Consider the following 13,695-nt stretch of genomic DNA (forward strand, 5'->3'; position numbering starts at 1 on the left):
TGCCTGTCCACCCCACGGCCCCTTACGCCGGGTCGGGGGTGGGTGGGGAGCCGGGACAGCCCCGCGCCCAACTTCCACAGACCCGTAACCAAGGGAGAACCCCATGTCTCAGCACCGCACCGACGCCCAGCTCCTCGACCTCGCCACCCGCCTCGGCTGCATCGGCATGGTCATGGGCCGCGACTTCACCCGCGCCATGGTCAAGGCCGGCCTCACCGACGACGAGATGCGCCGCGTCGTCCCCCTCCTGGAGAAGGCCACCCGCCGCTAACCCCCACCCCACACGAAGAACCGGAGGAAACCCGTGGCCAGCAAGAACAGCAGCGAGTCCGACCCGAAGAACCCCAAGCTCACCGCCGGTGAAAAGGCGCAGGTCGGCTGGTACGTCGCCCGCATGTGCAAGCGCGGCATCGCCAGCGAAACCGTCTACCAGGGCGACCTGGAGAAGAAGGTCGACCGCATCATCGACCGCGCCCGCGAGCGCGCCGAGAAGAACGCGAAGAAGAAGTAGCTGTGCCCCGGGACGGCCGTCCCGGCCAAGGAAACCGCGCCGTCCCCGGGCCCCCTTCACCGCCCCTTTTCGAGCAGCAGGAGTACGTCCATCATGACTGAGCCCGTGATCGAGGCGACCGTGGTCGACCTCGACGAGCACCGTGCCGCCCGCACCGAGGCGGCGACGATAACCCTGGACAAGCCCACCACTGTCGAGCCGGACGGCGCTGAGGAGAGCGCCGGGGTGGACGTGGTCGACCTGCCCGGCAACCCGCTTGCCGACTGGCTGACCGTGCCCGACATGCCGGTGCTGCCGGTGTGGGCCCGCTCCCCGAGGTCGATCCTCGACAACGTCACCGCGCTGGGCCGCCTCGTCTGGTGGCACACCCGCTACCACTCGGTGCGGACCCCGAAGTACCTGTTCAAGACCGTGCTCCTCGCGGCCCGCGGCTTCTACCGGGCCGTGAAGGGGCTGTGGCCGACGCTGTCCGCGCAGGAGCAGTCCGCGACCGTCAAGGCCCTGCGCGCGCAGTCGAGGCTGCGGCCGGAGGACGTTGAACTGGCGGCCCGTCACCAGGCCGCCTATGCGGAGCGGACCCGCAGCCGCAAGTGGCGGTTCGGTCTCGCCGCCGCCGGTGTCGCGTCGGCCGCGACCGGCATCATGCTCGCCGATCCCCTGCTCCAGGCCGCGATCGCCGGTGCCGTCACCATCCCGCTCGCCCACCTCGGCAGGGGTGAGGAGACGCGGCTGCTGGACCATGCCGCGCCGCCGATCCGGGTGGACATGTCCGCGCAGCAGCTCAATGACGCGCTGCGGGCCGCCGGCCTCCTGAAAAGCGGTGGTGGCAAGGACGAGAAGGACCTTCCGCGGGTGTCGTGCACGATGGGCCCTGTCCGGGACGGCCGTGGCTGGTCGGTGATCTTCGATATGCCCCGTGGCGGTGGTAAGACCGCTTCCGACGTCCTCGCGAAGCGGGAGGTCATCGCCCAGGAACTCGGCGTGGACGAGATCCAGGTCATCATGTCCCGCGTCCGTGCCGTGAACGGCGGCAACGCCGGCCGCGTCTCGATGTGGGTGTCGGATGACGATCCCTACCTGGGTACGCCGAACCCCTCGCCGCTGGAGAAGGCGGAGACGTTCTCCATCTGGGAGCCCGTTCCGTTCGGGCAGGACGCCCGGGGGACGCGGATCAGCGTGCCGGTCATGTGGCAGTCGATGTTCTTTGGCGGCCTGCCTCGCCGGGGCAAGACCTTCACCCAGCGACTCCTGACGGCGGCCGGGCTGCTCGACGCGTACGTCAGGCACTACGTCGCGGACGGCAAGGGTGGTGCGGACTGGATGCCGATGAAGGCCGTCGCCCACCGGCTCGTGATGGGCGCCGAGGACGACGCGATCGACGCGCTGAAGGCCATGCTCGCGGAGCTGCTGGCGGAGATGGAACGCCGCTTCGCCCTGCTCCGGGACCTGCCGACGTCGGTGTGCCCGGAGGGCAAGCTGACCCCGGAGATCGTCGCCCGCTACAACCTCCCGGTCATCTTCGTCACCATCGACGAACTCCAGGAGTACTTCACCGCCATGGAACGCGAGGACCGCGAGCAGGTCATCAACGACCTGTGCCGGATCGCCCGCCGCGGCCCGGCCGCCGGTTTCATCTCCAACTTCGCCTCCCAGCGCCCCGACGCCGACTCCGTCCCCACGAAGCTGCGGGAGATCATCACCATCCGCTACTCCACGCAGGTCGTCGACCGTGCCTCCAGCGACATGGTGCTCGGCAAGGGCAAGGCCGCCCAGGGAGCCGACGCGTCCGTGCTCTCCGAGGAACACAAGGGCGTCGGCGTCCTCGTGACCGGTCCCGCGTCGTACGTGACGGTGCGGGCCGACTACCTCGACGGCACCAGCTTCGCGGCCCTGTGCCGCAAGGGCCGGACCTTGCGCGAGCAGGCCGGGCAGCTCACCGGCGACGCCGCCGGAGACGTCACCGCCGCCGCCGACGCGGCCGGCGTCACCGTCCCGCCGATCGTCTCCGACGTCCTGGAAGTCATGCGGCACTCCCCGCGCATGTTCACCACCGACCTGCTCGCCGGACTCGTCAACATCGACGAGGACACCTACGGCGACTTCAACGGTGAAGCCCTCGCCGCCGCCCTCGACGCCGCAGGGGTCAAGCGGACCAGTAAGCAGGTCAAGATCAGCGGCAGCAACGGCGCCGGATACCAGCGCCGCGACATCGAAGCCGCCGTGCCCACCGAGATCCTCCTCTCGACCGGCCGGTAGAGGGGTCCCCTCTACCCACGCCCAGAACCCCACCCCAGATCCGGCCCCTCCCGCACAACCCGGAGGGGCCCGGAAGTAGCGGGGGCCCTTTACCCCGGTCAAGGGGGTGGTAAGGGCCTCTGACCTGCGAGGTAAGGCCGGTAAAGGGGGCCCGTTGGCGTCTCCGCCCAGTCCTCTCAGGGCCGAGATCCAGGCCCGGGGCCGCTCGCCGGTCGGCGCTTGTGGGACCGGCAGCCACCCACTACATGCGGGCTCGCACGAAGCAAACGCTCGCCAGCGCAGCCACCGGTCCATGTCCCCAGGCTTGCGAGCACCCGGGGCCCGCGCAGCGTACCCAGCCACCCCGCCCCGCCGTCAAAGGAGTTCCCAGCATGGCCGTCACGGTCTCGCTCGTCGTCCTCTTCGGGATCGCCCTGTTCTTCCTCTTGCGCTCCAAGGAACTCGGTTACGGCGCTGCTCTCACCGCCGCCGCCTTCGGGTTCTTCCTCGCTTCCACCGGCGCCGCCCACCCCATCAACGAGCTCACCGAGAGCCTCATCGAAGCCGCCACCAACCTCTGAGAGACCCCAGCAACACCGAGGGCGACCCCCTTCTCGCCAAAGTCCGGGGCCGCCCTCGCAACCAGCACTTCTCACAGAACTGGAGACACCCAGCATGACCCATCCGACCTCCTTCCGGCGAGACACCGTCCTCACCCAGGCGCGGGCGGAGGTGGCGGCGTGAACAGCCTCCCCACCCTCGCCCTCGGCATCGCCGAGTACGGCCTGCCGGTACTGCCGCTGCGGGCCGACAAGCGCCCGTTCGGCAACTGCCGCGCCTGCGACGACCTCGCCTGCGGCGGCCGGCCGAACATGCGTGATCCCGGCCCGTGCGTCTGCCCGTGGCCCTGCCACGGCTGGGCGGCCGCCACCACCGACCGCCGTGTCCTGGCGTCCCCGCAGTGGGCGGCGGCATGGCGTCGAGCGAGGGCGATCGGCTACCACCCCGGCGGCGCTGGCGTCACCGTCGTCGACCTCGACGACGCCGACGCTGTGACCTGGGCCCGCAACACCCTCCCGCCCACCACGACGGTCACGACGACGCGCGGGGAGCACTGGATCTACCGGGGCGCCATGCGTTCGGTGAACGGCGTACGCCAGGGCGTGGACATCAAGTCGGCCATGTCCTACGCCCGCTGGCTCGGCCCCGGCACCGGCGCCATGGCGGAGGTCCCCGCCGCCGTACGCGCGCTCGTCGAGGAGAAGCCCGCCGCTCGTCCCGCGCCCGGCGCCGTCGTGGTGTCCGCCCCGGCCGGCGGCGGGCAGTGCCCGCACCGCTCGCCCGCATACCTGGAGCGCGGGATCGCCATGGCCGAGCAGCGGATCAGCACCGCGACGAGCGGGGTGCACATGGCGGTGTACCGGACGTTCCTGGCCGTCCTGTCCGCCCACGGCCGGTGCGGCTGCCTCACCGAGACCCACATCGGCCGCCTGTTCACCGCCGCGCAGGCCAAGGGCGAGTCCCCCCGCCACTGCACCACCGCCTGGTCCAACGCCACCGCGGCTCTGGGGATGTGACGTGGCCGAGGAGGAGAAGAACCCCGCCCGCGAGGTCATCACCGACTACGCGCAGGCCAACTTCCGCTACTTCCGCACGGTCGACGGCACCGTCTACGCACAGCGCAACGGCCACCCCGTCGCCCGCCCGATCCGCTCCCAGGGCACCACGGGGAGCCACCGGCAGGAACTGATGGTCGGCCTGTTCCGCGACGGGCTCGGCGTCTTCAACGGAACCGCCTTGAAGGAGGCACTCGACTTGATCGAAGCACTCGCACTCACCGAGGACGTCCAGCCCACCCACATCCGCGTCGCCCCCGGATTCGACGGCGCGACCTGGCTCGACCTCGGACGCGACGACGGCAAGTCCGTCCGCATCCACCCCACCGGCTGGGACATCCTCACCCCCGACCCGCGCGAGGTGTGCTGGCGCCGCACCCAGCTCACCGGGGAGATGCCCCTGCCGGTCAAGGACACCGACGGGAAGGGGATCGATCGCCTGATGCGGCTGTGCAACTTCGCCAGTGCCCAGGGCGAGAGCCTGGCCCTCGCGTGGCTGATCGGCTGCCTCGGGCCGTCCGCGCCCGTCCCCGCCCCGTTCCTCACCGGCCCCCAGGGCGCGGGCAAGTCCACCGCCGGCCGGATGCTCGTCCGCATCATCGAGGGCATGAGCGGCGACCTGCGCCGCGCCCCGAAGGACGAGGAGAACCTGATCACCGCCGTGGCCGCCGGTTGGGTCACCGCGCTGGACAACCTCTCCCACCTGGGCCCGGACCTATCCGACCTCATGTGCTGCATCGTCACCGGAGCCGAGACCATCAAGCGGGCCCTGTTCACCGACGGAGACGTCGTGCGCTCCCGCTACCGCCGGCCGCTGCTGCTGACCGGCATCGACGTCGGCGTCATCCGCCCCGACCTCGCCGAACGCCTCCTCCCCCTCCGCCTGGAACGCCCCCTCGTACGGCGGACCGAGGCGGAGCTGTGGGCCGAGTTCGAGGAGGCCCTGCCCGTCATCCTCGGCTCCCTGCTCGACCTCACCGTCAAGGTCCGCGCCACCGAGGCCGACATCCCCACGGACCTGCGGATGGCCGACTTCGCCCACCTGTGCGCACAGCTCGACGCCGCCAGCAGCCTCGGCGCCCTGGACGCCTACCGGACTAGCCTCGACGACCTCAACGACGACGTCATCGAAGGCGACCTGCTCGCCCAGACCGTCCTCAAGCACGCCGCCGGCATCGAGCCGGGCGGAGAGGTCCGGATGGCATCGGCCGAGTGGCTGCACTGCCTCACGCAGCTCTACACCGGCGAGGACTTCCGGCCCCTGCCCAAGGGCTGGCCCACCACCGGCAAGGTCCTCTCCGACCGCCTCAAGCGGCTTCAGCCCGTCCTCGCCGCCCGAGGCGTGCTCGTCGACTGGGGCCGGACCGGCGCCGCCCGGTACATCGAGATGGTTCGCTCCGCGCCGCCGTCGCCGCACGAGCAGGGCGAGGTGTTCTAGCCCGCGACGTCCGGGCCGCCGCACAGACAAGAGGAGCACGGCCCCCGCCGCCCGGGGGCGTGCTCCTCTTGCTCTTCGGCGGCTCGCCGCCGCCCAAAGGGCGCGCCGCTCTGCGGCTCCCTCTTCACGCTCTAAGGCGCGCACAACAACAGACACAGACCCGTCTCTTTTTCCTAAGTAGAAAAAGCTGCGTCACCTGCGTCACTAGGGGCCCCGAAACGGCACCTGACCTGCATCAACAGGGGTGACGCAGAGCCCAAGTCTCTGCGTCATCCTGCGTCATCTGCGTCACCTCATGACGGACGGCTGCGTCACTGAGTGACGCAGCCCGCACCCTCTGCGTCATTCAAACCCGCAGGTCAGCGGCACGAATGACGCTGATGACGCAATGACGCAGAAATTCTGACCTCGGACACACACGGGCCCCACGGAGCCGCTCGACCCGCCGCCCTGTGCCGCATCAGCTCCGCCCACCGCCTGCACCGCACCACCCGACTACACCCCGAGGAGGGGACCCGATGGCCCGCACCGCCCGCCGCCGTCAGCCCGTCGACGAGTGGATCCCCCTGACCGACGCCCTCGCCGAGATCGGCATCACCCGAGCCACCTACTACCGCTGGCGCAACCGCGGCTACGCCCCCGAGGTGAAGCGCCTCCCCAACGGGCACCTGCGGATCCGTCGCAGCGTGCTCGACGCCTTTCTGAACGAACTGGAGTCCGCGTGACCGACTGGAGCTACACCGTGCGGATCTGGAGCATCCGCAAGCGGCCGTACCGCAAGCCGTACCAGCTTCGCTGGCAGGTCGGTACGAAGCCCCACTCTGAGTCCTTCCTGACGATGGGGCTCGCGGAGAGCCGGCGGGCGCAGTTCATCACCGCGACCCGCGAGGGCGAGCCGTGGGACGTCGACAGCGGGCTGCCGAAGTCCATGGTCCAGACGGCCAGGGACATCTCCTGGTACCAGCACGCCCGGAACTACGTGGAGATGAAGTGGGACCACTCCCCCGCCTCCACGCGCCGGAACCTGGCCGAGGCCATGGCCACGGTGACCCTCGCGCTGCTGACCGACACGAAGGGCATGGCGGACCACAAGGCCGTGCGCCGCGCGCTCTATACCTGGGGCTTCAACGTGAACCGGTGGAAGGAGGAGACCCCCGAGGACGTGGCCGCGCTGCTCGCGTGGGTGGAGCGGAAGTCCGTCGCCACGTCCAAGCTCGCGGATCGGATCCTCGTCCGCCGGGCCCTGGACGCCTGCACCCGGCGCCTCGACGGGAAGACCTCCGCCGGGTCGGTCATCGCCCGCAAGCGGGCCATCTTCCACCAGGCCCTCGGCCTCGCCGTCGACGCCAAGCTGCTCGGCGAGAACCCGATCCCGGCGATCAAGTGGAAGGCTCCCGAGAAGGTCGAGGAGGAAGTCGACCCCGAGGCCGTGCCGGACCCGGAGCAGGCCGCCGCGCTCCTGGCCGCTGTCGGGAGGCAGGGCGCTCGCGGCCGTCACTTGGAGGCGTTCTTCGGGTGCATGTACTACTCCGCCGGCCGTCCCGGGGAGCTGGTCGGGCTCCAGCTCCAGGACTGCGACCTCCCCCGGCGCGGCTGGGGTCTCGTACGGCTCCGGGAGAGCCGGGCGCGATCCGGGAGCTCCTGGACGGACACGGGTGAAGCTCACGACCGGCGCGGGCTCAAGCACCGCACGCGGAAGACGGTCCGGTACGTGCCGATCCCGCCCGAGCTGGTCGCGATGCTCCGGTGGCACGTCACCCTCTACGGCTCCCACGCCGACGGCCGGCTGTTCCGGACCGCCCGGGGCGGCATGGTTCAGGAGAGCGGGTACGGGGAGGTCTGGGCGGGTGCCCGAGAGGACGTCCTGAGCCCCGCTGAGCGCGAGACCAAGCTCGCCAAGCGGCCGTATGACCTTCGTCACGCAGCGGTCTCAACATGGCTCAGTTCCGGGGTCGAGCCTCAGCTCGTCGCGCAGCGGGCGGGTCACTCCGTTGGAGTCCTCTTCCGCGTCTACGCGAAGTTCCTCAAGGGCGGCGACGAGGCCGCCAACGCCAAGATCTCCGCCCGGCTGAACCAGCACCGGTGAGGGTCCACGCCGGCCGTTGACAACCGCCTCGGCCGGAGCCGTGAGGAGTGGCTCGGATTCCCGTCCACGGGCCGTCCAGAACCCCTGGTAGACCCCGGGATCGAGCGAGACACGGCGAGACAGTCAGGCTCTGTCTCACTTACACACGCGAACGGCCCCTGATCGCGTTTCCGCAGATCAGGGGCCGTCTTTCTCGCGTGGCGACGCCAGGATTCGAACCTGGGTAGGCTAAGCCGACGGATTTACAGTCCGCTCCCATTGGCCACTCGGGCACATCGCCATGAGATCGCTGCCGTGGAGCCGCTTTCGCGGTGTTCCGTGGCAACGACGTAAACAATACCTGATCCCAGGGGGTGGTTCGCCACCCGGTTGATCAGCGGTTCGAGTCGCGGCGAACCCCCTAGGCTTTGGGCTGTACCCGACAGCAACCATCAAGGAGCCACGAGTCATGGCCGACTCCAGTTTCGACATCGTGTCCAAGGTCGAGCGGCAGGAGGTCGACAACGCCCTCAACCAGGCCGTGAAGGAGATCTCCCAGCGCTACGACTTCAAGGGGACCAACGCCTCGATCTCCTGGTCGGGCGAGAAGATCCTGATGCAGGCGAACGGCGAGGAGCGCGTCATGGCGATCCTCGACATCTTCCAGACCAAGCTGATCAAGCGCGGCATCTCGCTGAAGACGCTGGACGTCGAGGGCGAGCCGCAGCTGTCCGGCAAGGAGTACAAGCTCTTCGCGTCGGTCACCGAGGGCATCTCCCAGGAGAACGCCAAGAAGGTCGCGAAGACCATCCGGGACGAGGGCCCCAAGGGTGTCAAGGCGCAGGTCCAGGGTGACGAGCTGCGGGTCAGCTCGAAGAGCCGGGACGACCTGCAGGCCGTGCAGGCGCTGCTCAAGGGCAAGGACTTCGACTTCGCGATCCAGTTCGTGAACTACCGCTGACCCGTTCCGGCACGTCCAGGCTCGTGTCCGAATTCCGCCAGTCCGAGGGCCGGCGAGCCCCGCACACTGGGTCGTGAGAGACCCGTTCGGGGAGAGGAACCAGCCATGACCGTGTACGCGTACGTCGACGGCCCCCTGGGCGAGATGCTGCTGGTCGGGCAGCTCGCCGAAGGGGGCCGTGCCGTGCTGCGCTCGCTGTCCCTGCCGGGGCAGAAGGGCGGCGTCGAGGTCGAGGACGGGTGGACGCTCGCGCCCGAGGCCTTCGCCGAGGCGGCCCGGCAGCTGGGTGAGTACTTCGCCGGGCGGCGGGATTCCTTCGACATCCCGTGCGACGCGAGCGGCGGTACCGAGTTCCAGCGGCGCGTCTGGCGCGCCCTGGAGGAGATCCCGTACGGGACGACCGTGTCCTACGGGGACGTCGCCCGGCTCGTCGGCTCCTCCGGGGCCGGGGTGCGGGCCGTGGGGACCGCGATCGGGCGCAATCCGCTGCTCGTGGTGCGGCCCTGCCACCGGGTGATCGGGGCCGACGGGAGCCTGCGCGGGTACGCCGCCGGGCTGGAGCGGAAAGAGCGGCTCCTCGGGATCGAGGGCGCCCCGGCGGGTCCCGGTTCCGGGTGAGCGAGGGGCTCTTCCCCCGCGAGCGGGCCGTCGTCGCGCCCGGGGCCGTGCACGTGCCCGGGTGGCTGCCGCTCGCGCGTCAGCGGGAGTTGGTGGACGCCTGCCGCGAGTGGGGGCGCGGGCCGGACCCGTACCGGCGGACCGTACTGCCGGGCGGGGGCGTCATGTCCGTGCGGTCGCTGTGCCTGGGCCGGCGGTGGGAGCCGTACCGCTATCTCGACTCGGTCGGGGCCGAACTGCCCGAGTGGCTCGTCACGTTGGGGCGGAAGGCGGTCGCCGAGGCGTACGGGGAGGGCGGCGGGCTCGGTGACGGCCGGGAGTTCTCGCCCGACACCGCGCTGGTGAACTTCTACGGGGACGGCGCCAGGATGGGCATGCACCAGGACAAGGAGGAGCGGTCCGGGGCTCCCGTGGTGTCGTTGAGCCTCGGGGACCGGTGCGTCTTCCGGTTCGGGAACGCGGAGAACCGCGGCCGGCCCTACCGGGACGTCGAGCTGCACTCCGGCGACCTCTTCGTCTTCGGCGGCGCCTCGCGATGGGCACACCACGGGGTGCCCGTGGTGCGTCCCGGGACGGCCGATCCGGCGCTCGGCCTGGCCGGGCGGCTCAACATCACACTGCGGGAGACCGGTTGGTGACCGCCCTCTAGGCTGAGGGCGTGGCAGAGGAACTGCGCCGGTCGCTCGGCGTCTTCGACGCGGTCGTGATCGGGCTCGGCTCGATGATCGGGGCCGGCATCTTCGTGGCACTCGGACCCGCGGCCGCCGCGGCCGGGTCCGGGGCCGGGCTCCTCTGGGCACTCGGGACCGCCGCCGTCGTCGCCTACGCCAACGCCATGGCCTCGGCCCGGCTCGCGGCCCGATACCCGGCCTCCGGCGGCACCTATGTGTACGGTCGCGAACGCCTCGGTTCGTTCTGGGGGTACCTGGCCGGCTGGGCCTTCGTGGTCGGGAAGACGGCCTCGTGCGCGGCGATGGCCCTGACCGTCGGGGCCTATGTGTGGCCCACCCATGCGCACGCGGTCGCGGTCGCCGCCGTGGTGGCCCTGACAGCCGTCAACTACCGGGGAGTTCAGAAGTCGGCGCTGCTCACGCGGGTCGTCGTGGCAGTGGTCCTGGCCGTCCTCGCCTGTGTCGTCGTGGTGTCCCTCGGGGCCGGTGAGGCGGCCCGCCCGACGCTCGGCGGAGAGCTCGTCGGGGGCTCGGTCTTCCAGGCCGCGGGTTTGCTCTTCTTCGCGTTCGCGGGGTACGCGCGCATCGCCACGCTCGGCGAGGAGGTCCGCGATCCGGCCCGCACGATCCCCCGGGCGGTACCGGTGGCCCTCGGGATCACGCTCGCGGTCTACGCGGTGGTCACGGTGAGCGTGCTCACCGTCCTCGGGCCCGCCGCCCTGGCCGCCTCCCCCGCGCCGCTCGCCGACGCGGCGCGCGCGGCGGACGCGGGGTGGCTGGTGCCGCTCGTCACGGTGGGGGCGGCGGTCGCCGCGCTCGGCTCGCTGCTCTCGCTGATCCTCGGGGTGTCCCGGACGACCCTGGCGATGGCCCGGGACGGATATCTGCCGGGCGGGCTCGCGGCCGTGCACCCCCGGTTCCAGGTGCCGCACCGGGCCGAGCTGGCGGTGGGCGCGGTGGTGGCCGTGGTGGCGGCGACGGCGGACGTGCGGGGCGCCATCGGCTTCTCGTCGTTCGGCGTGCTGGTCTACTACGGCATCGCGAACGCCTCCGCCTGGACCCTGGGGGGCCGGAACCGGCCGCTCGCCGCGTTCGGGCTCGTCGGCTGCGCGGTGCTCGCCTTCGCGCTGCCGCTCGGCTCGGTGCTGGCCGGGTCCGGGGTCCTCGCGGCAGGTGTCGTGGCCTGGGCGGTCAGTCGAGGACGAGCCGTACCCCCGCGTCCGTGAGCTCGTCGACGAGCTCCCGGAAGGTCGCCGGGCGGCGCCCCCGGTAGGGCAGGGCGCCCAGGCAGGCGCGGGCCACGTCGGCGTGGTGCCAGACGACGGTGGCGCCGGACAGCTCCGCGCCGATCGCCGCGGTGCCGGTCGCTCCGGCCGCCGTGCGGAAGCAGCGTCCCGGGCCGAGGACGGCCTCCCCCAGGGCGCACCGGAACGAGTCCTCGTCCACGATGTCGGTGCCGTCGAGGTGGTACGTGGCGCCGGGGAGGAGCTCCAGGGTGCCGTACGGGCCGTGGGCGGCCGCCCGGTCCAGCCACTCGCCGCGCGCCGCGCCGGTGAACCGCCGCCAGGTGCCGGGCTCGGCGGGCCTGTCCCGCCAGAACAGGTCCCATATCTCGCCGGTCGCGGGCGGCAGCAGCCGCGTACGGGGGAAGGACAGGGTGAGGTCGACGAGGCCGTGGTGGCGGGCCGAGGCGTCCCAGCCGGTGATGCGGCCCGCCTCGCCCTCGTGGTGACCGTTCCCGATCCGGGTCAGGCCCTGGTAGCGGACCTCGCGGAAGTCGGCGGCGCCCGCGTCGAGGGCGTCGCGGAGCTCGCCGCGCGGGGAGCAGCCGACGAAGGTGACGTCGGTGTGGGTCTCCTCCTCCGGTGCGGCGGGCGTGACCCGGATCAGGTTGCCGCAGGGGACCGGGTCGGGCGGGTGGTGGACGCGGTGCGGTGCGCCGGCCGCCTCGACCGTGACGACGTCGCCGCGCATACCGAGGACGCGGGTCTCCGCGAGGGCCCATCCGGTGCCGTGGAGGTCGACGACGAGCGTCCCGAGGGGGGCCGTGCCCTCGACGACGGCCTGGGTGACGGCCCGGGCCAGCTCGCCGCGCGGTTCGCAGCCGCGGAGCTCGTAGCGGACGCGGGCGGGGCGGGCCGGCTCGGCGAAGAGGCCCGCCACGTCCTTGCACAGGGCCAGGACGTGGCGGGCGGTGTCTCCGGGGGCGGGCACCAGGGCGTACCGGGGCGACTGCATCAGTAGGCCGCGTACGCCTGGTCCGTGCGGACGATCTCCTTGCCGAGGGGGAGCAGCGAGACCGGGATCAGCTTGAAGTTCGCGATGCCGAGCGGGATGCCGATGATCGTGATGCAGAGGGCGATGCCGGTGGCGATGTGGCCGAGGGCGAGCCACCAGCCGGCGAGGATCAGCCACAGGACGTTGCCCACGCAGGAGGGGGCGCCCGCGTCGTGGCGGTCGACGACCGTGTACCCGAAGGGCCACAGGGCGTAGACGCCGATGCGGAACGCGGCGACGCCGAAGGGGATGCCGATGATCGTGATGCAGAGCAGGACGCCGGCGAGCATGTAGCCGAGGAACATCCAGAATCCGCAGAGGATCAGCCAGATGATGTTGAGGATCGTCTTCACGGGCGTCGACCTGCCATCTGTTCTAGCCGGGCGATGCGCTCGGCCATCGGCGGATGGGTGGAGAACATCTTGGACATGCCCTTGCCGGGGCGGAACGGGTTGGCGATCATCATGTGGCTCGCCGTCTCGATCCGGGGCTCGGGCGGCAGCGGGAGCTGCTTGGTGCCCGCCTCCAGCTTGCGCAGGGCGCTGGCCAGGGCGAGCGGGTCGCCGGTGAGCTGGGCGCCCGAGGCGTCGGCCTCGTACTCCCGGGAGCGGGAGATGGCGAGCTGGATGATCGAGGCCGCGATCGGCCCCAGGATGAGGATCAGCAGATAGCCGAGGATGCCGGGGCCGTCGTCGTCGCCGGAGCGGCCGACGGGGATCAGCCAGGCGAAGTTGACCAGGAACATGATCACGGAGGCGAGTGCTCCGGCGACCGAGGAGATGAGGATGTCCCGGTTGTAGACGTGGCTCAGCTCGTGGCCGATGACCCCGCGCAGCTCGCGCTCGTCGAGGATCGCGAGGATGCCCTCGGTGCAGCAGACGGCGGCGTTGCGCGGGTTGCGGCCGGTCGCGAAGGCGTTGGGCGCCTGGGTCGGCGAGATGTAGAGCCGCGGCATCGGCTGGCGGGCCTGCGTGGAGAGCTCGCGCACCATCCGGTACAGCGCGGGAGCCTCGAACTCGCTGACCGGGCGGGCCCGCATGGCCCGCAGCGCCAGCTTGTCGCTGTTCCAGTACGCGTACGCGTTGGTGCCGAGCGCCACGAAGAGCGCGACGATCAGCCCCGTCCGGCCGAAGAAGCTGCCGATGACGATGATGAGGGCGGAGAGCCCTCCGAGGAGGACGGCGGTCCTCAGCCCGTTGTGCCGGCGGTGCACGGTACGCCCTCCAAGTGGTGCGGCAGGGGAACCCTTTGCTTCGTGGTGGTCCACTCGTCCAGTGGACCCTCCCGTACTGGTCAACGCCAG

The 13,695-nt window shown here is 71.3% G+C and carries 15 protein-coding genes and 1 tRNA gene; 12 read left to right on the forward strand and 4 right to left on the reverse strand.

Annotated features, from left to right (window positions below):
- Positions 1-103 precede the first annotated feature (103 nt).
- The 8 genes from ACF08F_RS11840 to ACF08F_RS11875 all read left to right on the forward strand — a co-directional run bounded on the left by ACF08F_RS11840 (position 104) and on the right by ACF08F_RS11875 (position 7,886).
- Entirely contained in the window at positions 104-271 is a 168-nt protein-coding gene (locus tag ACF08F_RS11840) for a hypothetical protein (protein ID WP_392298344.1), read from the forward strand.
- A 33-nt stretch (positions 272-304) separates the two neighbouring features.
- Complete coding sequence (locus ACF08F_RS11845) at positions 305-511, forward strand: DUF6257 family protein (RefSeq protein ID WP_392298345.1); 207 nt, start codon at positions 305-307, stop codon at positions 509-511.
- Between the two features lie 93 nt (positions 512-604).
- Entirely contained in the window at positions 605-2,767 is a 2,163-nt protein-coding gene (locus ACF08F_RS11850) for an FtsK/SpoIIIE domain-containing protein (RefSeq protein WP_392298346.1), read from the forward strand.
- A gap of 371 nt (positions 2,768-3,138) precedes the next feature.
- Positions 3,139-3,327 carry a hypothetical protein gene (locus ACF08F_RS11855; protein ID WP_392298347.1) on the forward strand — a complete coding sequence of 63 codons (189 nt, stop codon included), beginning with the start codon at positions 3,139-3,141 and terminating at the stop codon, positions 3,325-3,327.
- A gap of 159 nt (positions 3,328-3,486) precedes the next feature.
- The gene (locus ACF08F_RS11860; RefSeq protein WP_392298348.1) at positions 3,487-4,323 is read left to right on the forward strand and encodes a DNA primase; all 837 of its coding nucleotides are present in this window, start codon (positions 3,487-3,489) and stop codon (positions 4,321-4,323) included.
- A 1-nt stretch (position 4,324) separates the two neighbouring features.
- On the forward strand, positions 4,325-5,800 hold the full coding sequence (locus ACF08F_RS11865; protein WP_392298349.1) for an ATP-binding protein: 1,476 nt from the start codon (positions 4,325-4,327) through the stop codon (positions 5,798-5,800).
- A 518-nt stretch (positions 5,801-6,318) separates the two neighbouring features.
- Positions 6,319-6,525 (forward strand): helix-turn-helix transcriptional regulator, encoded by a 207-nt coding sequence (locus ACF08F_RS11870; protein ID WP_392298350.1) that lies wholly within the window; start codon positions 6,319-6,321, stop codon positions 6,523-6,525.
- On the forward strand, positions 6,522-7,886 hold the full coding sequence (locus ACF08F_RS11875) for a tyrosine-type recombinase/integrase (protein ID WP_392298351.1): 1,365 nt from the start codon (positions 6,522-6,524) through the stop codon (positions 7,884-7,886). The genes ACF08F_RS11870 and ACF08F_RS11875 overlap by 4 nt, the downstream gene beginning before the upstream one ends.
- Positions 7,887-8,084: 198 nt before the next feature.
- Here ACF08F_RS11875 and ACF08F_RS11880 read toward each other — a convergent pair.
- Positions 8,085-8,166 (reverse strand) — tRNA-Tyr (locus tag ACF08F_RS11880).
- Positions 8,167-8,334: 168 nt separating this feature from the next.
- Here ACF08F_RS11880 and ACF08F_RS11885 point away from each other — a divergent pair.
- From ACF08F_RS11885 to ACF08F_RS11900, 4 genes are all read left to right on the forward strand, one after another.
- Positions 8,335-8,826 carry a YajQ family cyclic di-GMP-binding protein gene (locus tag ACF08F_RS11885; protein WP_390562632.1) on the forward strand — a complete coding sequence of 164 codons (492 nt, stop codon included), beginning with the start codon at positions 8,335-8,337 and terminating at the stop codon, positions 8,824-8,826.
- Positions 8,827-8,931: 105 nt separating this feature from the next.
- The gene (locus ACF08F_RS11890) at positions 8,932-9,444 is read left to right on the forward strand and encodes a methylated-DNA--[protein]-cysteine S-methyltransferase (protein WP_392298352.1); all 513 of its coding nucleotides are present in this window, start codon (positions 8,932-8,934) and stop codon (positions 9,442-9,444) included.
- Positions 9,441-10,082 carry an alpha-ketoglutarate-dependent dioxygenase AlkB family protein gene (locus tag ACF08F_RS11895; protein WP_392298353.1) on the forward strand — a complete coding sequence of 214 codons (642 nt, stop codon included), beginning with the start codon at positions 9,441-9,443 and terminating at the stop codon, positions 10,080-10,082. The genes ACF08F_RS11890 and ACF08F_RS11895 overlap by 4 nt, the downstream gene beginning before the upstream one ends.
- A gap of 20 nt (positions 10,083-10,102) precedes the next feature.
- Positions 10,103-11,341 (forward strand): APC family permease, encoded by a 1,239-nt coding sequence (locus ACF08F_RS11900; protein ID WP_392298354.1) that lies wholly within the window; start codon positions 10,103-10,105, stop codon positions 11,339-11,341.
- Here ACF08F_RS11900 and ACF08F_RS11905 read toward each other — a convergent pair.
- From ACF08F_RS11905 to htpX, 3 genes are read right to left on the reverse strand one after another with little or no spacing between them, the layout of a single operon-like run.
- Entirely contained in the window at positions 11,307-12,353 is a 1,047-nt protein-coding gene (locus tag ACF08F_RS11905) for a hypothetical protein (RefSeq protein ID WP_392298355.1), read from the reverse strand. The two genes, ACF08F_RS11900 and ACF08F_RS11905, sit on opposite strands and share 35 nt — an antisense overlap.
- A complete protein-coding gene (locus ACF08F_RS11910) occupies positions 12,353-12,745 on the reverse strand; it encodes a YccF domain-containing protein (RefSeq protein WP_392298356.1) in 393 nt (130 codons plus the stop codon). Before ACF08F_RS11910 ends, ACF08F_RS11905 begins: the two co-directional genes overlap by 1 nt.
- Positions 12,742-13,605 carry a zinc metalloprotease HtpX gene (gene htpX, locus ACF08F_RS11915; RefSeq protein WP_392298357.1) on the reverse strand — a complete coding sequence of 288 codons (864 nt, stop codon included), beginning with the start codon at positions 13,603-13,605 and terminating at the stop codon, positions 12,742-12,744. The genes ACF08F_RS11910 and htpX overlap by 4 nt, the downstream gene beginning before the upstream one ends.
- Positions 13,606-13,695: the final 90 nt, after the last annotated feature.

It is taken from the genome of Streptomyces sp. NPDC015130, assembly GCF_043080005.1.
GTDB lineage: Bacteria > Actinomycetota > Actinomycetes > Streptomycetales > Streptomycetaceae > Streptomyces.

Excerpts from the sequence above, each read along its gene's own strand:
- ACF08F_RS11840 (WP_392298344.1), top strand. The coding sequence starts at position 104 with ATGTCTCAGCACCGCACCGACGCCCAGCTCCTCGACCTCGCCACCCGC.
- ACF08F_RS11850 (WP_392298346.1), top strand. The coding sequence starts at position 605 with ATGACTGAGCCCGTGATCGAGGCGACCGTGGTCGACCTCGACGAGCAC.
- ACF08F_RS11855 (WP_392298347.1), top strand. The coding sequence starts at position 3,139 with ATGGCCGTCACGGTCTCGCTCGTCGTCCTCTTCGGGATCGCCCTGTTC.
- ACF08F_RS11870 (WP_392298350.1), top strand. The coding sequence starts at position 6,319 with ATGGCCCGCACCGCCCGCCGCCGTCAGCCCGTCGACGAGTGGATCCCC.
- ACF08F_RS11885 (WP_390562632.1), top strand. The coding sequence starts at position 8,335 with ATGGCCGACTCCAGTTTCGACATCGTGTCCAAGGTCGAGCGGCAGGAG.
- ACF08F_RS11890 (WP_392298352.1), top strand. The coding sequence starts at position 8,932 with ATGACCGTGTACGCGTACGTCGACGGCCCCCTGGGCGAGATGCTGCTG.
- ACF08F_RS11905 (WP_392298355.1), bottom strand. The coding sequence starts at position 12,353 with ATGCAGTCGCCCCGGTACGCCCTGGTGCCCGCCCCCGGAGACACCGCC.